The organism is Halorhodospira sp. 9628 (assembly GCF_022228075.1).
Taxonomy (GTDB): Bacteria; Pseudomonadota; Gammaproteobacteria; order Nitrococcales; family Halorhodospiraceae; genus Halorhodospira; species Halorhodospira halophila_A.
The window spans coordinates 1-20,047 of the sequence record NZ_JAJNRF010000006.1 but is presented as its reverse complement, the minus strand read 5'-3'; the positions used below and the strand labels follow the sequence as shown (position 1 = coordinate 20,047).

At 69.0% G+C, this 20,047-nt stretch carries 27 protein-coding genes; 14 read left to right on the top strand and 13 right to left on the bottom strand.

All coding sequences use genetic code 11. From position 1 onward, the window contains the following. Positions 1-2: 2 nt before the first annotated feature. From LRG10_RS07605 to LRG10_RS07550, 12 genes are read right to left on the bottom strand one after another with little or no spacing between them, the layout of a single operon-like run. On the bottom strand, positions 3-278 hold the full coding sequence (locus tag LRG10_RS07605) for an HPr family phosphocarrier protein (protein ID WP_201172710.1): 276 nt from the start codon (positions 276-278) through the stop codon (positions 3-5). Further along, entirely contained in the window at positions 275-679 is a 405-nt protein-coding gene (locus LRG10_RS07600; RefSeq protein ID WP_238633526.1) for a PTS sugar transporter subunit IIA, read from the bottom strand. The genes LRG10_RS07605 and LRG10_RS07600 overlap by 4 nt, the downstream gene beginning before the upstream one ends. Next, positions 676-1,539, bottom strand: coding sequence for an RNase adapter RapZ (rapZ, locus tag LRG10_RS07595; protein ID WP_201172705.1), 864 nt, complete (start codon positions 1,537-1,539; stop codon positions 676-678). Before rapZ ends, LRG10_RS07600 begins: the two co-directional genes overlap by 4 nt. Next, a complete protein-coding gene (locus LRG10_RS07590; RefSeq protein ID WP_238635064.1) occupies positions 1,536-2,081 on the bottom strand; it encodes an HPr kinase/phosphorylase in 546 nt (181 codons plus the stop codon). Before LRG10_RS07590 ends, rapZ begins: the two co-directional genes overlap by 4 nt. Then, positions 2,054-2,524: a PTS sugar transporter subunit IIA gene (locus LRG10_RS07585; protein WP_201172700.1), complete on the bottom strand. Its 471-nt coding sequence runs from the start codon at positions 2,522-2,524 to the stop codon at positions 2,054-2,056. Before LRG10_RS07585 ends, LRG10_RS07590 begins: the two co-directional genes overlap by 28 nt. A 43-nt stretch (positions 2,525-2,567) precedes the next feature. Continuing rightward, the gene (gene hpf, locus LRG10_RS07580; protein WP_201172697.1) at positions 2,568-2,894 is read right to left on the bottom strand and encodes a ribosome hibernation-promoting factor, HPF/YfiA family; all 327 of its coding nucleotides are present in this window, start codon (positions 2,892-2,894) and stop codon (positions 2,568-2,570) included. A gap of 42 nt (positions 2,895-2,936) precedes the next feature. Then, entirely contained in the window at positions 2,937-4,391 is a 1,455-nt protein-coding gene (locus LRG10_RS07575; protein ID WP_201172695.1) for an RNA polymerase factor sigma-54, read from the bottom strand. Between the two features lie 40 nt (positions 4,392-4,431). After that, positions 4,432-5,157: an LPS export ABC transporter ATP-binding protein gene (gene lptB / locus LRG10_RS07570; RefSeq protein ID WP_201172693.1), complete on the bottom strand. Its 726-nt coding sequence runs from the start codon at positions 5,155-5,157 to the stop codon at positions 4,432-4,434. Between the two features lie 4 nt (positions 5,158-5,161). Beyond that, positions 5,162-5,689, bottom strand: coding sequence for a lipopolysaccharide transport periplasmic protein LptA (lptA, locus tag LRG10_RS07565; RefSeq protein ID WP_201172681.1), 528 nt, complete (start codon positions 5,687-5,689; stop codon positions 5,162-5,164). Then, a complete protein-coding gene (gene lptC / locus LRG10_RS07560) occupies positions 5,676-6,239 on the bottom strand; it encodes an LPS export ABC transporter periplasmic protein LptC (protein WP_201172666.1) in 564 nt (187 codons plus the stop codon). The genes lptA and lptC overlap by 14 nt, the downstream gene beginning before the upstream one ends. Before the next feature lie 3 nt (positions 6,240-6,242). Further along, positions 6,243-6,806: an HAD family hydrolase gene (locus tag LRG10_RS07555; RefSeq protein WP_238633530.1), complete on the bottom strand. Its 564-nt coding sequence runs from the start codon at positions 6,804-6,806 to the stop codon at positions 6,243-6,245. Beyond that, positions 6,803-7,822, bottom strand: a complete 1,020-nt coding sequence (locus LRG10_RS07550) for a KpsF/GutQ family sugar-phosphate isomerase (protein WP_238633531.1) — start codon at positions 7,820-7,822, stop codon at positions 6,803-6,805. Before LRG10_RS07550 ends, LRG10_RS07555 begins: the two co-directional genes overlap by 4 nt. A gap of 112 nt (positions 7,823-7,934) precedes the next feature. Between LRG10_RS07550 and LRG10_RS07545 the strand changes: the two genes are divergently transcribed. From LRG10_RS07545 to hisC, 10 genes are all read left to right on the top strand, one after another. Beyond that, positions 7,935-8,759, top strand: a complete 825-nt coding sequence (locus tag LRG10_RS07545) for an ABC transporter ATP-binding protein (RefSeq protein ID WP_201172663.1) — start codon at positions 7,935-7,937, stop codon at positions 8,757-8,759. Further along, positions 8,756-9,532 (top strand): lipid asymmetry maintenance ABC transporter permease subunit MlaE, encoded by a 777-nt coding sequence (gene mlaE / locus LRG10_RS07540; protein ID WP_201172660.1) that lies wholly within the window; start codon positions 8,756-8,758, stop codon positions 9,530-9,532. Before LRG10_RS07545 ends, mlaE begins: the two co-directional genes overlap by 4 nt. A 12-nt stretch (positions 9,533-9,544) precedes the next feature. Beyond that, positions 9,545-10,000 (top strand): outer membrane lipid asymmetry maintenance protein MlaD, encoded by a 456-nt coding sequence (gene mlaD, locus LRG10_RS07535; RefSeq protein ID WP_201172657.1) that lies wholly within the window; start codon positions 9,545-9,547, stop codon positions 9,998-10,000. A gap of 29 nt (positions 10,001-10,029) precedes the next feature. After that, complete coding sequence (locus tag LRG10_RS07530) at positions 10,030-10,656, top strand: phospholipid-binding protein MlaC (protein ID WP_201172654.1); 627 nt, start codon at positions 10,030-10,032, stop codon at positions 10,654-10,656. Then, positions 10,653-10,967: a lipid asymmetry maintenance protein MlaB gene (locus LRG10_RS07525; RefSeq protein ID WP_201172651.1), complete on the top strand. Its 315-nt coding sequence runs from the start codon at positions 10,653-10,655 to the stop codon at positions 10,965-10,967. Before LRG10_RS07530 ends, LRG10_RS07525 begins: the two co-directional genes overlap by 4 nt. A gap of 62 nt (positions 10,968-11,029) precedes the next feature. Beyond that, complete coding sequence (locus LRG10_RS07520) at positions 11,030-11,281, top strand: BolA family protein (protein ID WP_201172648.1); 252 nt, start codon at positions 11,030-11,032, stop codon at positions 11,279-11,281. 4 nt (positions 11,282-11,285) lie between these two features. Then, complete coding sequence (gene murA, locus LRG10_RS07515; RefSeq protein ID WP_201172646.1) at positions 11,286-12,542, top strand: UDP-N-acetylglucosamine 1-carboxyvinyltransferase; 1,257 nt, start codon at positions 11,286-11,288, stop codon at positions 12,540-12,542. 22 nt (positions 12,543-12,564) lie between these two features. Further along, the gene (gene hisG / locus LRG10_RS07510; protein WP_201172634.1) at positions 12,565-13,209 is read left to right on the top strand and encodes an ATP phosphoribosyltransferase; all 645 of its coding nucleotides are present in this window, start codon (positions 12,565-12,567) and stop codon (positions 13,207-13,209) included. A gap of 20 nt (positions 13,210-13,229) precedes the next feature. Beyond that, the gene (gene hisD, locus LRG10_RS07505) at positions 13,230-14,549 is read left to right on the top strand and encodes a histidinol dehydrogenase (RefSeq protein WP_238635063.1); all 1,320 of its coding nucleotides are present in this window, start codon (positions 13,230-13,232) and stop codon (positions 14,547-14,549) included. Next, positions 14,542-15,639: a histidinol-phosphate transaminase gene (gene hisC / locus LRG10_RS07500; RefSeq protein ID WP_238633537.1), complete on the top strand. Its 1,098-nt coding sequence runs from the start codon at positions 14,542-14,544 to the stop codon at positions 15,637-15,639. The genes hisD and hisC overlap by 8 nt, the downstream gene beginning before the upstream one ends. A gap of 45 nt (positions 15,640-15,684) precedes the next feature. Here hisC and LRG10_RS07495 read toward each other — a convergent pair whose 3' ends face one another. After that, positions 15,685-16,941, bottom strand: coding sequence for a trypsin-like peptidase domain-containing protein (locus LRG10_RS07495; protein WP_238635062.1), 1,257 nt, complete (start codon positions 16,939-16,941; stop codon positions 15,685-15,687). A gap of 29 nt (positions 16,942-16,970) precedes the next feature. Between LRG10_RS07495 and LRG10_RS07490 the strand changes: the two genes are divergently transcribed. The 4 genes from LRG10_RS07490 to LRG10_RS07475 all read left to right on the top strand — a co-directional run bounded on the left by LRG10_RS07490 (position 16,971) and on the right by LRG10_RS07475 (position 19,975). Continuing rightward, on the top strand, positions 16,971-17,729 hold the full coding sequence (locus LRG10_RS07490) for a Nif3-like dinuclear metal center hexameric protein (RefSeq protein ID WP_201172616.1): 759 nt from the start codon (positions 16,971-16,973) through the stop codon (positions 17,727-17,729). A gap of 89 nt (positions 17,730-17,818) precedes the next feature. Continuing rightward, positions 17,819-18,007 (top strand): hypothetical protein, encoded by a 189-nt coding sequence (locus tag LRG10_RS07485; protein WP_201172609.1) that lies wholly within the window; start codon positions 17,819-17,821, stop codon positions 18,005-18,007. After that, the gene (locus LRG10_RS07480; protein ID WP_238635061.1) at positions 18,007-19,239 is read left to right on the top strand and encodes a cytochrome bc complex cytochrome b subunit; all 1,233 of its coding nucleotides are present in this window, start codon (positions 18,007-18,009) and stop codon (positions 19,237-19,239) included. The genes LRG10_RS07485 and LRG10_RS07480 overlap by 1 nt, the downstream gene beginning before the upstream one ends. Before the next feature lies 1 nt (position 19,240). Continuing rightward, a complete protein-coding gene (locus tag LRG10_RS07475; RefSeq protein WP_201172604.1) occupies positions 19,241-19,975 on the top strand; it encodes a cytochrome c1 in 735 nt (244 codons plus the stop codon). The last annotated feature ends 72 nt before the right edge of the window (positions 19,976-20,047 follow it).

Here is a 20,047-nt window from a genome sequence, read left to right as displayed (position 1 = left end):
GGTCAACCGTGCTCGGTCTCGCCGAAGCCCTCGGCCACCAGACGGGTTAGGGCCTCGAGGGCGGCCTCGGCGTCCGCGCCCTCGGCCTCAATGGTGATCGTGGCCTGATGGCCGGCGGCGAGCATCATCAGTCCCATGATGCTCTTGCCGTTGACGCGCTTGTCCCCGTAGCGGACGTGGATCTCGCTCTCGTACTCGCTGGCGATGGTCACGAAACGGGCGGCGGCCCGGGCGTGGAGTCCGAGGCGGTTGGTGATGGTGGCTTGTTGCTCGATCATGACGGCGGGGCTCCTTCACCGACCGCGATGATGCCGGCTCGGCCGCCGGCAGCGGCGGATTCGGCCAGTTCGTCGAGGGATCGCCCGGGGTAGTTGAAGACGCGCAGGAGCATCGGCAGGTTCAGGCCGGTGACCACCCGGCAGTGGCGGTCGGTGCCGGCCGCCACGGCGACGTTGGAGGGGGTGGAGCCGTAGGCGTCGGAGAGGATGAGGACCCCGGCCCCCTGGTCGAGTCGGGTAATCAGGGAGCCGGCGCGTTCGAGTAGCTCGTTGCGCTCGTCCTCGTTGAAGACCTCCAGCGACTCGGTCTGCAGCGGGCAGATGCCGAGCGTGCGCGAGGCCGTGGCCAGGATCTCCGAGCCGATGTGTCGGTGGGCGACGATGAGCAGTCCGACCCTCATGACAGCTCCCGGTGGCGCAGGGTCACGTGGCTGCAGTCAGCCTGCAGTGCTGCGGCCAGCCGCTCGGCGAGGTAGACCGAACGGTGCTGCCCGCCGGTGCAGCCGATGGCCACGGTCAGGTAGCTGCGCCCTGACTGCTGATGGACCGGCAGCCAGTGGCGAATCATCGTGTCGATCTGGTCGAACAGGGTCTCGGTTTCGGGCTGCGCCTCCAGGAAGGCGCGGACGCTGTCATCGCGGCCGGTGTAGGCGCGCAGCCGAGGCTCCCAGTGTGGATTGGGCAGGCAGCGGGCGTCGAAGACGTAGTCGGCGTCCGTGGGGATGCCGTGCTTAAAGCCGAAGGACTGGACCAGCACCGACACGCCGCTGCGCTCGCCCGCGACCCGCTCGGAGATCAGCCCGCGCAGGTCGTGGACCGTGGTCCGCGAGGTGTCGATACTCCAGTCGGCCACCTCGCGCAGCGGTTCGAGCAGGGCGCGCTCGGCGCGCAGGGCGTCGGCCAGCGGCTGATCGCCCTCGGCGAGGGGGTGGCGCCGCCGGGTCTCGCTGTAGCGGCGCATGAGGATGGCGTCTTCGGCGTAGAGGAACAGCACCTCGGTGGCGATGCCCTGCTCGCGCAGCGCAGTCAGCGTCTCGGGCAGGCGCTGCAGGTCGCGGGGCGGGTTGCGGGCGTCCAGCCCCACCGCGAAGCGCTCGCCGGTGGGTGCGTCGCGATTCTGCGCGTAGCGGGCCAGCTCGCCGATCAGGCTCACTGGCAGGTTATCGATGCAGTAGTAACCGGCGTCTTCCAGGGTGTGCAGGGCGACGCTCTTGCCCGAGCCCGACAGGCCGCTGACCACGATCAGGCGCAGTTCGCTCATGCCGGCACCCCGTGGTTCCGGCCGCTGCGCTGGTGTGTTGCGACCTCCGCGACGAGGCGGCCGGCGGCGGCCTCGATCAGCGGCGCCAGCGGCCGGCGTTCGCTGTCGGTCAGGGTCACCCGGGGTAGGGCCAGGCCGAGCAGTTCGCGGTGATCGCGCCGGCCGTGCAGGGCGGCCTCGGCTTCGGTGGGGCCGGGAGCGCGCTGGAGCTGGATGCACAGAGCCACGGCGGTCTCGCTGCGCAGCGCCGCGGGGCCGTAGAGTTCGGTGATGTCCACCAGGCCGAGGTCGCGCAGGTAGAGCAGCCCCCGCCCCTGCTGCGGACCGGCGCCGAGCAGGCGGTCACCGTCGCGGCGCAGCTGTACGGCGTCGTCGGCCACCAGGGCGTGACCACGGTCGAGCAGCGCCAGGGCGGCGTCGCTCTTGCCCACGCCGCTGGGGCCCTCCAGCAGGATTCCGTGGCCGTGGACCGCCATCAGCAGGCCGGGGATGACCGGCCGGTTCCCGGCCGCGTTCACGATGGGTCGGCGTGCGACTGCCATTCGCGCAGGGCCATCTGCAGCTCGTCCCCGTCCGAGGAGCGGCGCAGCCGCTCGCACAGGCTGCTGTCGCTGAACATCTCGGCAAGGCTGGCGAGGATCTGCAGGTGCTCGTCGGTGAAGTGCTCGGGTACGACGAGGGCGAAGAGCAGGTCCACCGGTGCCTTGTCGAAGGCGTCGAAATCGATGCCCCGGTCCAGGCGGATGAGGGCCCCGATGGCGCGGTCGATCCCGTCGATGCGGGCGTGGGGCACGGCGACGCCGTGCCCCAGGCCCGTGCTGCCCAGTCGCTCACGGGCCAGCAACCGGTTGCTGATCTCCCGGGCGTCGAGGCCGTCGCCGCTGGCCCCGATCAGCTCGCCTATGCGCAGGAGCACCTGCTCCTTGTCCTCGATGCCGCTCTCGCAGCGAACACGTTCCGGCGTGATGAGTTGCTCGATGTCCATGGAGTGTCCGATCGGCTGGCCCGCTGAACCGCGTCCCGCCGCCTTAAAGGCTGGCCTTGAGGGACGCGCCCTGCCGTCGCTGATCGACGGCCTTCTCTTTGTGTTTCAGGACCTGACGGTCAAGCTTGTCCACGAGCACGTCAATGGCTGCATAGAGATCCTCCTCGATGGCATCGGCAAAAACGCGCCCGCCGCCACCCCCGATGTGGATGACCGACTCGGCCTTCTGCTGCTTCTTCTCCACCGTGAGGATCACCTCGGTATCGATGACGTGGTCGAAGTGGCGCTGGATGCGTTGCATCTTCTCGTTCACATGCGCCCGGAGGGCCGGGGTGATCTCGACATGATGCCCACTGAGCTTGATCTGCATACCGCCTCCTGAACCCCTTTGCCGCCGGCGGAGCCGGGGGCCTCAGCGCCCCCGGGCCTCCCTGCGCTCCGCCGACGATGCGATGGACAGGGACTCCCGGTACTTGGCGACCGTCCGACGCGCCACCTGGATCCCCTCCTCATGAAGGATACGCGCAATCGCGCTGTCACTCAGCGGTTTTGCCCGATCCTCCTCGGCGATCAGCCGGCGGATCCGCGCCCGGATCGCCGTCGCCGAAGCCTCTCCGCCGTCGCTGGTCTGCACGTGGCTCGAGAAAAAGTACTTGAACTCGAAGGTGCCCCGCGGGGTGTGCATGTACTTGTTGGTGGTGATGCGGGAGATGGTGGACTCGTGCATCTCCACCGCCTCGGCGATCTCGCGCAGAACCAGTGGTTGCATCGCCTCCTCGCCGTGGTCGAGGAACCCCTGTTGCCGCTCTACGATGGCGCTGGCCACTTTCAGCAAGGTCTCGTTCCTGCTGCGCAGGCTCTTGATCAGCCAGCGCGCCTCTTGGAGATGGTTGCGGAGGCAGTGGTTGTCCGCGCTGCGGTCCGCTCTGCGGATCAGGCTGGCGTAATACGCGTTGACGCGCAAGCGGGGGGCGGTCTCGCCGTTGAGTTCCACCTGCCAGACGCCGTCGCGGCGCACGACGAGGACATCGGGGATGATGTAGTCCGGGGTTGTGTCGCTGATCTGCGAGCCCGGGCGTGGATCGAGGCTCTGGATCAGACCGAGGATGCCGCCGAGGGCATCTTCGCCGACCCCCAGGGCGCGGCCCAGGTCGTCATGGCGGCGTTCGGCGATGAGCTCCAGGTGGTGGAGGAGGGCGTGCTGCGCCTCCGCACGCCAGGGCGTGTCCTCGGGAAGCTGCTCGAGCTGGACGCACAGCGCTTCCTGAGGGTCGCGGGCGGCAACGCCGGTCGGGTCGAGCCGCTGGACACGCTGCAGGACCGCCTCTAGCTCCTCGGCGCTGACTTGCTCGTCGGCCGGACAGCCGGCCAGCAGATCCTCGGTGCTCTGGGTCAGGTAGCCGTCGTCGCCGACGGCGTCGACGATGACCTCGGCGATGGAGCGCTCCCGGGCGGAGAAGGCCTCGAGCTCGATCTGCGCGTGCAGGTGCTGCTGGAGGCTGTCGGAGGCGGCCGGCCGGTTGTCGAGGGTGTCGCGCTGCGCACCCTCGTCGCCGGGGGCGCTCAGTGCCGTGCTGCCGTCGTAGATGTCGTCCCAGGAGGTGTCCAGGGGCAGGTCTTCGGGGATGTCCTCGCCGGCGGGTTCGCTGGCCGGTGCCTCGTCCTCGTGGGGTTCCGTTTCCTGCTGCTCCTGCTCCTGCCCGGGCTCGGCCTCCTCATCGAGCTCGAGCATGAAGTTCGACTCCAGGGCCTGCTGGATCTCGGTGCGCAGCTCCAGGCTGGAGAGCTGCAGCAGCCGGATGGCCTGCTGCAGCTGCGGGGTCATGGTCAGCTGCTGACCGATGCGTAGCTGAAGCGACTGCTTCATGGCCGTGTCCGTTGTGCTTGAAGCATCCGTAGTCCGTCACTCACAGGCGGAAGTCCTCGCCCAGGTACACCTCGCGTACCCGCGGGTTGGCCAGCACGCTCTCGGCGTCCCCGGCGGCCAGCACCTCGCCGTCACTGAGGATGTAGGCGCGTTGCACGATGCCCAGCGTCTCGCGCACGTTATGGTCGGTGATCAGCACGCCGATACCCCGTTGCGCCAGCTGGCGGACGATCCGCTGGATCTCGCCCACCGAGATGGGGTCGACCCCGGCGAATGGCTCATCAAGCAGTATGAACCGCGGATTCGCCGCGAGGGCGCGGGCGATCTCCACGCGCCGGCGCTCGCCCCCGGACAGGGCGATCCCCGGGGAGTCGCGCACGTGGGTCACGCCGAACTCCTCGAGCAGGCGATCCAGCTCCTGCTCGCGCTCAGTGCCGTCCAGGTCGTCGCGCAGCTGCAGGATGGCCCGTACGTTATCCGCAACGCTCAGTTTACGAAAGACCGAGGGTTCCTGGGGGAGGTAGCCGATGCCCAATCGGGCCCGGGCGTGAATGGGCAACCGGGTGAGGTCGTCGCCTTCCAGGGTGATTCGCCCCTCGTCGGCCTGCACCAGGCCGACGACCATGTAAAAGCACGTGGTCTTGCCGGCCCCGTTGGGGCCGAGCAGGCCGACGATCTCACCGTCGGCGACCTCCAGCCCCGCGCCGTTGACCACGGTGCGGCCGCGATAGCGCTTGCTCAGCCCCTCCGCGCGCAGCGTCACCAACGGGTCATTCCTCCTCGCGCCGTGCCGGATACAGGATGGTCCGCGCCCGCTGCCCCTCGGCGCCGCGGGCCTTCATGACCTGCCCCTCCAGGTCGACGTCGATGGTCTCGGCGGTGACTTGATCATCCCCCTGCCAGAGATGTGCATCGCCCTGGAAATGGGCACGTTCGGGACCGCGGGAGTAGTACTCCATGCGTTTCGCCTCGGCATGCACGGGGCGAGGCTGGTTCTCGGGGTGGTCGCGGTAGGTGGCCGGCGTGCCGTCGACGTAGACGTGGCTCAGGTCGCCGTCCTCGTCGGTGTAGACCTCCATGCGATCCCCGGTGATGCGCATCTCGCCCCGCGTGAGCACGGCGTCGCCCTCGTAGACGCTGACTCCGGCGACCGCGTCGACATCCACCCGGTCGGCCTCCAGTTCGATCGGTGCCTCGTCGCGCTGGCCCACGGCCGTTGCCGGCAGGGCAGCGGCGAGCAGGGTCGCGGCGACGAGCAGTCCCACGCGGATACGGCTGGCGACGTCAGTACGCTCCATACGACCCCCGGACGTCGGCGTGCAGGCGCAGGCGATCCGCGCGGTAATCCAGGGTCATCCCGGTTCCGTGCAGGGTGCCGGCCGGCTCGCGAGCGGTGACCGCCTCGACGGTGCGCGCCTCGCCGGCGCGCAGGTCCACCAGCAGGTTGTGGGTGTTGATATCCAGCGGCGGACGCGCCTGCTGGGCCGGACGACGGATGTCCACCTCTTCGAACAGGCGGACTTCCCCGCCCTCGCGTTCGGCGATGCCGAAGGGGGCGCGGGCCTCCCAGAGGACGCCGTCGCGAGAGCGCATGCGTAGGTCGGGGTCGATGATCTCGAGCTCGCCGCGGCCGGGGAAGTGCTCGCCGGTGCGCCCGGAAAGGGCCGCACGGCGCTGCCCCTGCTCGTCGAAATCAACCATGGTAAACCCCTCGAGGAAGAAGTCCGGGCGCTCTTCGGGAGGGGCAGCGGTCTCCGGGGCCGGCGGCGCCGGGTCGCGGGTAAGCAGCAGACCGAGGAGGACGGTCAGGGCGAGGGCTGCTAGGGGGTAGAGGGAGCCGCGGCGCATGGCTCAGCCTTCCGCCCGGCGCAGCATCGGTTCAAGGTGGCCCTGGGCGTGCAGGATCAGCTCGGCCACCTCGCGCACGGCGCCGCGCCCCCCGGGGCGTGCAGTGACCCAGTCGGCCTGGGCGTGCAGCTGGGGGTGGCCGTCGGCCACGGCGACCCCGAAACCGGCCCGGCGGATCGCCGGCAGGTCGATCAGGTCGTCACCGGTGTAGGCGCACGCCTCCGGGGCGAGCCCGAGGCGCTCGGCCACCTCGGTCAGGGCGTCGCCCTTGTCCGAGCGGCCACGCAGGACGTGGCGGACCCCGAGCTCCTCGGCCCGGCGCATGACCGAGTGCCCCCCGCGGGCGGTGATCCAGCCCACCTCGATACCGGCGTCCTGGAGCATGCGCAGCCCCTTCCCGTCGTGGATGTGGAACGCCTGCAGCGGCTCACCGCTGCCGCCGACGAAGACGGTCCCGTCGGTAAGGACGCCATCGACGTCGAACAGGGCGAGGCGCACCGGCTCGGCCCGGCGCAGGACGTCCGGCGTGGGTGCGTCGCAGTAGGGGCGGGGCGGGGTGGTGCTCATACGACTCCGGCGCGCAGCAGGTCGTGCATGTTCAGGGCGCCCACCAGCCGGTCCTCGGCGTCGGTGACCAGCAGGGCATTGATGCGGTGGCGCTCCATGCGCTCGGCGGCCTCGGCGGCGAGCAGATCCGGTGACGCGGTCTGCGGGCTCAGGCTCATCACCGCCTCGATGGGGGTCTGGTGGATGTCGGCCCCGCGGTCCAGGGTCCGGCGCAGGTCGCCGTCGGTGAAGATGCCCAGCACCCGCTGCTCCTCGTCGACGATGGCGGTCATGCCCAACCCCTTGCGGCTGATCTCCAGCAGGGCGTCACGGAGAGCAGTTCCGGGGGCGACGCGGGGGATGCGCTCGCCGGTCTGCATGATGTCCTCGATATGGAGCAGCAGCCGGCGTCCGAGTTTGCCGCCGGGGTGCGAACGGGCAAAGTCCTCGGCGGTGAAGCCGCGCGCATCGAGCAGTGCGACGGCGAGGGCGTCGCCCATGGCCAGGGTGGCCGTCGTGCTTGCCGTGGGCGCCAGCCCGAGAGGGCAGGCCTCCTGTTCGACGCCGACGTTCAGGTGGACCGAGGCAGCCCGGGCCAGGGTCGACTCCGGACGTCCGGTGAGGGCGATCAGCGGCACCCCGAGGCGCTTGATCAGCGGCAGGATGGCGGTGAGCTCGTCGGTCTCGCCGGAGTTCGACAGCGCGATGACCACATCGTCGGGGGTGACCATGCCCAGGTCGCCGTGGCTGGCCTCGCCGGGGTGGACAAAGAATGCCGGTGTCCCGGTGCTCGCCAGGGTGGCGGCCATCTTCGAGCCGATGTGCCCGGACTTGCCCATCCCGGTGACGATCACCCGTCCACGGCAGGCGAGCATGTGCCGGCACGCTTCGCTGAAAGGCTGGTCGATGCGCTCGCCGAGGGCAGCGACGGCATCGGCCTCGAGCTGCAGGACGGCGCGACCGAGGGCTCGGAGTCGCTCGTCGCCTTCTTCCGGGGCGCCTTGGTGCCGTTCGATCAGGGTGCGCATGGGCGTCATCCGTCCATTCTACGACATCTGTTCGCCGGATCGGACAACCCCCGGGGCAGAATTGACCACCCCGGCGCGGGGATGGATACTGCCGGTCCCTTTTCCAGAACCGAGTAGGCTGATGGGCGTCGCAGACACCGGCGACGAGATCTTGGCGCGGGTGCGTGGCCTGCGGGTCGAGCGCGGCGGCCGGGCGATCTTCGATGGCGTGGACCTCGACATCCGGCGGGGTCGGGTGACCGCCATCATGGGCCCGAGTGGCACGGGCAAAACCACCCTCCTGCGCGTGCTGGGCGGTCAGCTCCGGCCCGGGGCCGGCTCGGTGGAGGTCATGGGCGAGGAGGTGCCCCGCCTCGGTCGCCAGGCGCTTTATCGCCTGCGTCGGCGCATGGGGGTGCTGTTCCAGAGCGGGGCGCTGTTCACCCACCTGTCAGTCTTCGAGAATGTGGCTTTCCCGCTGCGTGAGCACACCCGGCTCCCCGAATCCCTGCTCGAGACCCTGGTTCTGCTCAAGCTCGAGGCGGTGGGGCTGCGTGGCGCCCGGGAGCTGATGCCGGCGGAGCTCTCCGGCGGCATGGCCCGGCGGGTGGCCCTGGCCCGGGCCATCGCCATGGATCCGGCGATGGTGATGTACGACGAGCCCTTCGCCGGCCAGGACCCGATCACCATGGGGGTGCTGGTGGACCTGATTCGGCGGCTCAACGATGTCCTCGGCCTGACCTCGGTGGTGGTTTCCCACGACGTCCAGGAGACCCTGGCCATCGCGGATTACGTCTACGTACTGGCCGACGGGGCGGTCATCGCCGAGGGCACCCCGGCGGCCCTGCAGGAGGCGCAGTCGGAGTCGCTGCGCCAGTTCATTGATGCCCGGCCGGACGGGCCGGTGCCGTTCCACTATCCGGCGCCCGGGCTGGCCGACGAGCTGATCGGCGGGGGGCGGCGATGACCGGTCTGTTCCAGGCGTTGGGGCAGCGGACCCTGAACGGGCTGCGTGGCCTGGGTGAGGCGGTGCTGCTGATGGGGCGGATCCTGCGGGCCGCTCCCGAGGTGGTGGTGCGTCCGCGGTTGCTCGTCGAACAGATCTACGCCGTGGGCGTGTTGTCGCTGGTGATCATCCTGGTCTCGGCGCTGTTCGTCGGCATGGTGCTCGGCCTGCAGGGGTACTACACCCTGTCGGACTTTGGGGCCACCGAGGCGGTGGGCACGATGGTCGCCCTGTCGCTGGTCCGCGAGCTTGGCCCGGTGGTCACTGCGCTTCTCTTCGCCGGGCGGGCCGGCTCGTCGCTGACCGCCGAAGTGGGGCTGATGAAGGCCACCGAGCAGCTCTCGAGCATGGAGATGATGGCGGTGGACCCGGAGCGACGCATCCTGGCGCCGCGCTTTTTCGCCGCCCTGCTGGCGGTGCCGCTGCTTGCCGCCGTGTTCAGTGCCGTGGGCGTTTTCGGCGGCTATCTGGTGGCGGTGGGCATGGTTGGAGTGGATGGCGGGGCATTCTGGTCCAACATGCAGAACGCCGTCACCATTCAGGATGATATCTTGAACGGCGTGATCAAGAGCGTCGTCTTCGGCTTTCTGGTCGGTTGGATCGCTCTGCACAAGGGGTACATGGCGGTGCCGACCTCCAGTGGCGTCAGCCGGGCGACGACCCTCGGTGTGGTGCACGCCTCGCTGGCGGTGCTCGGGCTCGACTTCCTGCTCACCGCACTGATGTTCGACTGACGGAGCAAGGGTATGAGTCAGCGGCTCGTGGAGATCTGGGTCGGGGTGTTCGTGGCCATCGGCCTGGCGGCGATGATGGTCCTGGCCCTGCAGGTCAGCGGCCTGACCGAGCTGCGCCAGCCGCCCGGCTACCACGTTACGGCCAAGTTCGACAATGTCGGCGGCCTGCGCGAGAAGGCGCCGGTGAGCATGGCCGGGGTTCGGGTGGGGCGGGTCGAGGCGATTCGGCTCGATCCGGACAGCCACCAGGCCGAGGTCAAGATGCGCATCAACGAACGCTTCGGTGCCATCCCGGCGGACAGTGCGGCGGCCATCTACACCTCCGGTCTGCTCGGCGAGCAGTACGTGGGGCTGGAGCCGGGGTGGGAGACCGAGCCCCTGGCCGATGGTGACCGGATCACCGAGACCCAGTCGGCCGTGGTTCTCGAGCGGATCATCGGCCAGTTCGTTACCGGCATGCAGGACTGAGTTCGCCAAGCGCGATGGAGGCAGGAGCGATGTTCAAGGCGAATCGGTGGACCCGGGATCTGGCACTGGCCTCGGGGCTGGTGCTGGTGCTGGCGCTCGCTGCCGGGCAGGCGGTGGCCAAGCCGGACCCGCGGCAGGTGGTGCAGGAGGTGACCGACGAGGTGATGCGGGTGCTCGATGAGCACGGCGAGGAAATCGTTGGCGATCCGGTGGCCCTCTACGAGAAGCTGGCCCCGGTGGTCGAACCACACATCGATTACGACCGGATCGGTGCGCGCATTCTCGGGCCGCACTGGCGGGACGCCGACGCGCAGACCCGCGAGCGCTTCGTCACCGAGTTCCAGCGCAGCCTGCTGAGGACTTACGCCTCCAGCATGGAGGATTACACGGGCGTCGACGTGCGCATCCTGGGCAGCCGGCAGCGCGACGGCGGTGTCCAGGTGGGCATGGAGGTCGGTTCCGGCGACAGCCGTGCGCGCATCCTCTATCGACTGGAGGAGCGGGAGGAGGCCTGGAAGCTGGTGGATGTCACCGCCGAGGGCGTCAGCCTCATCCACAACTACCGCGAGGACTTCCGGTCGCGCCTGCGGGACAAGGATCTTGAGACCGTGATCGAGGAGATGGCACAGCGCAACCGGGACATCGGTTTCGAATGACCCGCGCGGCCCTCGTCAACGGTGCCGACGGGCGCTGGCGGGTTACAGGGCGCCTGGAGCTCGATACCGTGGGGGAGCTGTGGGCGCAGGGCATGGAGCGGTTCGCCGTTGAGGGCGGGGCCTGCGAGATCGATCTGGCCGAGGTGGAGCGGACCGACAGCGCCGGTGTTGCGCTCCTGATCGACTGGACCCGGCAAGCCCGGGGGCGGGGCGGGCGGCTGCGCCTTTGCCATGTTCCCGAGCAGATGCTGGCCATTGTCCGGGCCAGTGGGGCCGGGTCGGTGCTGGAAATCGCCGACGTCCCGGCCTGAATCCGCTATAATCGTCCGCCTTCGCGGGGAGCCCGCGGTCCGTTTCCGGAGGGGATCGCCCCATGATGCAGCCAGAAGAGATCGAACGCCTGATCCAGGAACAGCTCAGCGATGTTCGGGTGGAGGTCAGTGGTGACGGTCGCCACTTCCGTGCCTTCATCGTCAGCCCCGACTTCCAGGGGCTGTCGCGCATCCAGCGCCACCGCCTGGTCAATCGCGCCCTGCGCGCCCACATCGATGACGATACCCTGCACGCCATCTCCATGCGGACCCTGACGCCCCCGGAGCACGAGCAACAGCAGAAGGCGGGGTAGGCCGATGGAGCGACTGCTCATCCGCGGCGGCAACCCCCTGCGCGGCGACATCCGTATCTCCGGAGCGAAGAATGCGGCCCTGCCGGTCATGGCGGCGACCCTGCTGGCCGACGGGCCGACCACCGTCGGTAACATCCCGCACCTGCACGACGTCACCACCACCATGGAGCTGCTCGGGCGCATGGGCGTGGAGCTGACCGTGCACGAGGGGATGGAGGTCGAGGTCAACACCGCGACCATCGACAGCTTTCGGGCCCCCTACGAGCTGGTCAAGACGATGCGTGCCTCGATCCTGGTGCTCGGGCCGTTGCTGGCGCGTTTCGGCCGGGCCGAGGTGTCGCTGCCCGGCGGCTGCGCCATCGGCTCGCGTCCGGTCAACATCCACGTGGATGGGCTGCGCGCCATGGGCGCCGAGATCGAGGTGCGCGATGGCTACATCAAGGGGCACGCCGACCGACTCCGGGGGGCGCACATCCGCATGGATGTCTCGACGGTCACCGGCACGGAGAATCTGATGATGGCGGCCGCCCTGGCCCGTGGTACCACGGTGCTGGAGAACGCCGCCCGCGAGCCCGAGGTGATCAATCTGGCGGACTGCATCAACGCCATGGGCGGGCACGTCCAGGGGGCGGGCACGTCGACCCTGACCATCGAAGGGGTTGAGACCCTGCGCGGGGTGCACCACCGGGTGCTGCCGGATCGCATCGAGACCGGCACTTACCTGGTGGCCGCGGCCATGACCGGTGGTGAGGTGCGGCTCAAGGATACCGCACCGGAGCTCGTGGAGTCGGTCCTGGGCAAGCTCCGCGAGAGCGGAGCGGAGGTGGCCACCGGGCGCGACTGGGTGACGCTGCGCATGGATGGTCGCCCCCGCGCCGTGAACCTGGAGACCGCTCCGTACCCCGGGTTCCCCACCGACATGCAGGCGCAGTTCTGCGCGCTGAACGCGATCTCCACCGGGGTCGGGACGGTGACCGAGACCGTCTTCGAGAATCGCTTCATGCACTGCCTGGAGATGCAACGCATGGGTGCCGACATCCAGATCGAAGGCCCCCGGGCGCGCATCCGCGGCGTCGAGCAGCTGACCGCAGCACCGGTGATCGCCACCGACCTGCGCGCCTCGGCAAGCCTGGTGCTGGCCGGGCTGGTGGCCGAGGGAGAGACGCGGGTGGACCGGATCTACCACATCGACCGGGGCTACGAGTGTATCGAGGAGAAGCTGGCGCAGCTCGGCGCCGATATCCAGCGTGTCCCCGACTGACGACGGAGACCGACCGAATACCATGAGCCGAATCCTGACCCTGGCCCTGTCCAAGGGACGCATCCTGGAAGAGACCCTGCCGCTGCTCGCCCGCTGCGGGATCGAGCCCGCCGAGGATCCGGACGCCAGCCGCAAGCTGATCATCGGGACCAACCGCGAGGATGTGCGGCTGCTCGTGGTGCGCGCCTCGGACGTGCCGACCTACGTCGAGCACGGCGGCGCCGACCTCGGCGTGGCCGGGCGGGACGTGCTCCTCGAGCACGGTGGTGACGGCCTCTACGACCCGGTGGATCTGGGCATCGCCCGGTGCCGGCTGATGGTGGCCGGGCCGCCGGACGGTCCGCCCCCCGGGCGTCGTCCGCGCGTGGCCACCAAGTTCGTCCATCTGGCGCGCCAGCACTTCGCTGCGCAGGGCCGCCAGGCCGAGATCATCAAACTCTACGGCTCCATGGAGCTGGCGCCGTTGGTTGGCATGGCCGATCTCATCGTGGACCTGGTCGACACCGGGAACACCCTGCGCGCCAATGGGCTGGCGCCGCTCGAGGAGATCATGCCGATCAGCTCGCGGTTGGTCGTCAACAAGGCGTCGCTGAAGACCAGCCCGCGCAGGCTGGGGACGCTGATCGACGATCTGGCTGCGGCGGCGCGCGCCAAGGACACCAGTTAGCTTTATCGCGAGGGGGAACCATGGTCGACATCAAGCGGCTGAGCACCACGCAACCCGACTTCTGGGACAGCCTCGATGCCCTGACGAGCTGGGGCAGTCATCCGGGCGCTTCCATCGAGCAGCGGGTCGCCGAGGTGGTCGAGGGCGTGCGCACCGGCGGTGACGCAGCCGTGCTGGACTATACCCGGCGGTTCGATGGTCGGGAGGTGGACTCGATGGCGGCCCTGGAGATTCCAGCCGAGGAGGTGGCGGCGGCCCACGAGCAGGTGGCCCCCGAGATGCGCGAGGCGCTGGAACAGGCCGCCGCGCGGATTCGCGACTACGCCGGGCGCCAGCGCCTGGAGTCCTGGGTCTACGAGGATGCCGACGGCAATCGCCTCGGCCAGCAGGTGACGGCCCTCGACCGGGTCGGCGTCTACGTCCCCGGTGGCAAGGCCGCCTACCCCTCGTCGGTGCTGATGAATGCCGTCCCCGCCCGGGTGGCCGGGGTGCAGGAGATCGTCATGACTGTTCCGGCCCCGGGGGGTGAGCTGTCGCCGCTTGTGCTGGCCGCTGCCCACGTCGCCGGGGTCGACCGCATCTTCACCCTGGGCGGGGCGCAGGCGGTGGCGGCGCTGGCTTACGGCACCGAGACCTTGCCCGCCGTGGACAAGGTCGTCGGTCCCGGCAATGCTTACGTGGCCGAGGCCAAGCGACGGGTCTACGGGGTGGTGGGCATCGACATGATCGCCGGCCCCTCCGAGGTGCTGATCATCAGCGACGGTCAGGCCGACCCCGAGTGGATCGCCATGGACCTGTTCTCCCAGGCCGAGCACGATGAGGAGGCCCAGGCCCTGCTGGTCTGCCCCGATTTCGTCTTCCTCGACCAGGTGCAGGCGGCCATGGAGCGCCTGCTGCCGGACATGGAACGCTCCGAGATCATCCGCACCTCGCTGGCCGAGCGCGGGGCGCTGATCTGCGTCCGCGATCTTGAGGAGGCGCAGCGGGTGGCCAACTATGTGGCCCCCGAGCACCTAGAGCTGTCCGTTACCGAGCCCGACCGGTTGGCCGAGGGGATCCGCCACGCCGGGGCGATCTTCCTGGGGCACTACAGCGCCGAGTCGTTGGGTGATTACTGCGCCGGCCCCAACCATACGCTGCCGACCTCGCGGACAGCGCGCTTCGCTTCGCCCCTGGGGGTTTATGACTTCCAGAAGCGTTCCACCACCCTGGCTTGCTCCCCCGCCGGCGCCGCGGCGCTGGCCGGAACCGCCGCAGTGATGGCCCGCGGCGAGGGGCTGACCGCTCATGCCCGGTCGGCGGAGTATCGTGGTCAGGCGGAGGAGAGCAACGGTGACTGAGGTCGAGGCGCGGGTCGCCCGCTGGGTGCGGCCGCAGGTGCAGGCGCTGGAGGCCTATCAGGTCGCCGAGCCGGGCAGGGCGATCAAGCTCGACGCCATGGAGAGCCCCTGGGCCTGGCCCGGGGCCCTGGAGGAGGCCTGGCTCGAGCGGATGCGCTCGGTGGCGGTAAACCGCTACCCGGATCCGGCAGCGCGGCAGCTGAAGGCGCTGTTGCGCGAGAGCCTGGGCGTGCCGAAGGGTGCCGATTTGCTGCTCGGCAATGGCTCCGACGAACTCATCCAGCTCATCGATCTGGCAGTGGCCGGCAGCGGGCGCACCGTCATGGCGCCGGGGCCGAGCTTTGCCATGTACCGGATCATCGCCAACCTCACCGGGGCCGAGTACGTGGAAGTGCCCCTGGGGCCGGAGTTCGGGCTCGACCTCCCGGCCACCCTGGAGACCGCTTCGGTGCATTGTCCCGCGGTCACCTACCTGGCCCACCCCAACAATCCCACCGGCAACGGCCTGGACCTCGATGCCGTGGCCGAGCTGGTGGCGCAGAGCGACGGGCTGGTGGTGGTCGACGAGGCCTACGCACCCTACGCCGACAGCAGCTTCCTCCCGCGGGTGCTCGAGTTCCCCAACTGTATGGTGCTACGCACCCTCTCCAAGGTCGGCCTGGCCGGGTTGCGGGTCGGGGTACTGATCGGTCATCCGGCCTGGATCGAGCAGCTGGAGAAAGGCCGTCTGCCCTACAATCTGGGCAGCCTGGCGCAGGCCAGTGCCGCCTTCGCCGTCGAGCACCAGGAGGCACTGGACCGCGCCGTGGCCCATGTCCTCGCCGAGCGGGCTCGTCTGGTCGAGGAGCTGCCGGCGGTGCCCGGGGTGGAGTACGTGGCCCCGACCGAGACCAACTTCCTCACCTTCCGCGTTCCTCAGGGCAGTGCCGACGCCGTTCACCGCGGGCTGCTGGATCGAGGGGTGCTGATCAAGCGCCTGCATGGCAGCCATCCGCGCCTGGAAGACTGCCTGCGCGTGACCGTTGGCCGGCCGGAGGAGAACAACCGCTTCCTCGAGGCGCTGGCCGAGACGCTTGCCGTCGCGGTGTAAGGGGCGCCCGCCGCGCCCGTCTTCGGGGGCGGCGGGCGGGGCCCCTCAGCGCCGGCCGGGTCGGCTGGGCTGCTGCATGTCGGGGCGTTCGCCCAGTGTGACGGAGGTCGAGAACGGCTCTTGGTCGCGGTAGCCGGCGACCTCCATCTCGGTACCGGGTGCCGCCTCGCTGGCGGCCTGCAGCAGGTCCTGGACGTCGCGGATGCGCTGTTCGCCGAGTTGGATGATGATATCGCCGGCCTGCAGGCCGGCCTGATCCGCCGGGCCCCGGGGCAGGACGTGGGTGATCGCCACGCCCTCGGTATCCGGCGGGTGCCCGAAGGATTCGGCGAGCGCCGGCGTCAGTCGCTGCGCCTGCACCCCGAGCCAGCCGCGTACCACGCGGCCGTACTGGATCAGGTCGGCCATCACCGCCTGGGCGATCCCCGCTGGAATGGCAAAACCGATGCCCTGGGAGCCGCCGCTGCCGCTGAAGATCGCGGTGTTGATCCCCACCAGCCGGCCTTCGGCGTCGACCAGCGCGCCGCCGGAGTTGCCCGGGTTGATCGCGGCATCGGTCTGCAGGAAGTTCTCGAAGGTCGACAGCCCCAGTTGGTCGCGTCCGGTGGCGCTGATGATCCCGTGGGTCACGGTCTGCCCGACGCCGAAGGGGTTGCCGATGGCCAGCACGACATCGCCGACGCGCACCCGCTCGTCCCGGGCGAAGGTGATCACCGGCAGCCGCTCGGCCTCGATGCGCAGTACCGCCAGGTCGGTCTCCGGGTCCCGGCCGACCACCGTGGCCGCCTTCTGGCGCCCGTCGGCGAGCAGTACCTGGATCTGATCGGCCTCGTCGATGACGTGGTGATTGGTGACGACGTAACCGTCCTCGGCGACGATGACCCCGGAGCCGAGGCTGGTTTCGGTGCGCTGGCGCTCGCGGGTGGGCGGCTCGCCGAAGAAGCGCCGGAACAGCGGATCATCGAACCCGGGCGGTACCAGCTGCTCGGTGACCTGCTTGACGGTGAAGATGTTCACCACCGCGGGCGCGGCCCGCTCGACGGCGTCGGCATAGGAAACCGGGCCCTGCCCGGTGGGGGTGGCCTCGGGTGCGTCATTTGGTCGCCCCGGCGGCGGGGTCTCGCGGTCGTCGTCCGCGGTGATCTCGACGCGCGGCGTCAGCGGCCCGAGTAGGTCGGGGTTGACCCACACGATGACCAGTGCCAAGACCAGGCCCAGCCCGGTGTAGCCGACAAGAAAGCGGATCCACTCGGGCCCCTGCAGGCCCAATGGCCGCCACCCGGATCGTCCTGCTAGCCTCATGAAGAACGCCTGCATTGAGAATCGGGATCATGGTGCATCGAAACCGCCTTGAAGCATACCTGAACGAGCTGCTCACCCCGGCTGAGTACACCGACTACGCGCCCAATGGCCTGCAGGTGGAAGGGTGCGAGGAGATCGCCACGGTGGTCACCGGGGTGACCGCCAGTGCCGCCCTGGTGGAAGCGGCGTGCGATCTCGACGCCGACGCCTTGATCGTCCACCACGGCTACTTCTGGAAGGGCGAGGATCCGCGGGTGGTGGGCATGAAGGCCCGCCGTCTGCGGCGGCTTATCGGGGCGGGGGTCAACCTCTTCGCTTACCATCTGCCCCTGGACGTGCACCCCGAGCTGGGCAACAACGCCGGGTTGGCGCGCCTGCTGGGGCTGCAGACCGACGGCCGGCACGCTGCCAAGGGGGTGCCCGGGTTGCTCTGGTCCGGGGCGCTGCCCGGGGCGGAAACCCCGGTGGCCTTCGCCGCGCGGCTCGAGCAGGCGCTGGGTCGGGCGCCGCTTCACGTCGACGGGGGGCCGGCGGCCATCCGCCGGGTCGCCTGGTGCAGTGGCGGGGCCGACGGCTTGATCGACCAGGCGGCGGATCTCGGCGTGGACGCCTTTATCTCCGGCGAGCTCTCGGAGCCTACCACCCACGTCGCCCGGGAGCGGGGGCTCCATTATCTGGCCGCCGGGCACCATGCCACCGAGCGCAGCGGCGTGCAGGCGCTGGGGTCGCATCTGGCCGAAGCCCTCGGCCTGGACCACCACTACGTGGAGATCGATAACCCGGCCTAGACATGACGTATCACGGTCAATGTAATAGCCTATCGGCAAACCCGGGGGTGTCCGGGCGGCCAGTCGCTGCCTTGACGCCCGGCGATGCGATGTACGAAGCTTACGCGCTGCTTGTATACCCCGTATCCCCGGACACGGCAGGGAGCCGCGACGGGCGGGCGTGTCGGGTGCGGGGGACCAGGACCGGGGAGCTGTCGGTGCCGCAGGACCGGCTCCCGGAGGACACTAAGCTCGTCATCGGCGAGGATACCGAAGACGAAGAGGAGGGCGCGGCGTGATGAACCGTCTCAATCTCAGCGGTCTGCAGCAGTGGATGGATGACCGCTATCCCATGACGAGTACTTGGCGGTACCACATGACCGAGTACTACGTCCCCAAGAACGTCAACTGGTGGTACCTGTTCGGATCGCTCTCGATCCTGGTCCTTGTGATCCAGATCGTGTCCGGCATCTGGCTGATGTTCTACTACCAGCCCTCCGTCGAGCGCGCATTCTCCTCAGTGGAGTTCATCATGCGCGACGTGGACTGGGGCTGGTTGATGCGCTACATGCACACGACGGGCGCATCGGCGTTCTTCCTGGTCGTGTACCTGCACATGTTCCGGGGGCTGCTCTACGGCTCCTATAAGAAGCCGCGCGAACTCCTCTGGATCACCGGCGTGCTCATCTACCTCGTCTTGATGACCGAGGCGTTCATGGGCTACGTGCTGCCCTGGGGGCAGATGTCGTACTGGGCGGCGCAGGTGATCATCGCCCTGGCGGGTGTCATCCCGGTGGTCGGTGACGAGCTGGTGGTCTGGTTGCAGGGCGGCTTCGTCGTCAACGAGGCGACGCTGGGCCGGCTCTTCGCCCTCCATGTGGTGGCACTGCCGCTGGTCCTGATCGCGCTGGTCTTCGTCCACATCGTCGCCCTGCACCATGTCGGCTCCAGCAGCCCCGACGGCGTCGAGATCAAGCAGAACAAGGACGAGAACGGCAAGCCGATCGACGGTGTCGGGTTCCACCCGTATGTCACGGTCAAGGACATGTTCGGCTGGGGCATCTTCCTGATCCTGTTCTGCGCGGTGATGTTCTTCGCTCCGACCTTCGGCGGCTATTTCATCGAGGCGCCGAACTTCCAGGAGGCCAACCCGCTGCAGACGCCCGAGGTGATCCATCCGATCTGGTACTTCACGGCGTGGTACGCCATGCTGCAGTCGATCCCGAGCGAGGCCCTGGGTGTGATCGTCATGCTGGCGGCGCCTGGCATCCTGCTCTTCCTGCCCTGGATCGACCGCAGCCCGGTGAAGTCCATCCGCTATCGCGGTCTCGGCTTCAAGATCGCGCTGACCGCCTTCACGGTGTCCTTCCTGGTGCTGACCTGGGCCGGGATGGAAGCGCCCACGGGCCTGCCGATCCTGCTGAGCCAGATCTCGACCGTGATCTACTTCGGGTTCTTCGTCTTCCTCTGGGTCTACACCTACTACGGGTTCGAGAAGACGAAGCCTGTTCCGGAAAGGGTGACCGTCTGACATGAGCATGAAAAAGAAGAGCGGAATCGCACTGGGCGCATTCCTCACCCTGGCCTTCACCGGCGCGGTGAAGGCCGAGGTGGGGATGATGGAGCCGAACATCAGCCATCACGACCGGGAGTCCATCCGCAAGGGCGCCGAACTCTTCGCCGACTACTGCGTCGGCTGCCACTCGGTGGAGTACCTGCGCTACCAGCGGCTGGCCGATGACGTCGGCCAGGACGAGGACTGGGTCGAAGAGAAGATCATGCGCGGCAACTTCGAGTTGCACGAGCCGATCATCTCGCCCATGGATCCCGAGGACGGCGAGAACTGGTTCGGGCTGACGCCGCCGGATCTCTCCCTGACCTCCCGGGTGGAGGGCGATGACTGGATCTACACCTACCTCAACACCTTCTACGTCGATGAAGACGCCGAGGTGGGTTACAACAACTACGTCCAGGAAGGCACCTCCATGCCGCACATCCTGTTCGCCCTGCAGGGTGATCAGAAAGCGGTCAGGGACGACGATGGCAACATCGTCGACTTCGAGATCATCGAGGGTGCCGAGGGCAAGCTGAGCGAAGAGGAGTACCGCGAGGTCACCGCGCAGCTGACGGCGTTCCTGTCCTACGCCGGTGAGCCCATCCGGGCGGACCGCGAGCGGATGGGGGTCTGGGTGATCCTCTTCCTGATCGTCATGACCGGTGTCTTCTATCTCCTGTACAAGGAGTTCTGGCGAGATATCAAGAAGTGACCGCCGGCGGGGGGGGGGGGGGGGGGGCCCCCCCCCCCGGGGGGGGGGGGGGGGCGCGCCCCCCCCCCCCCC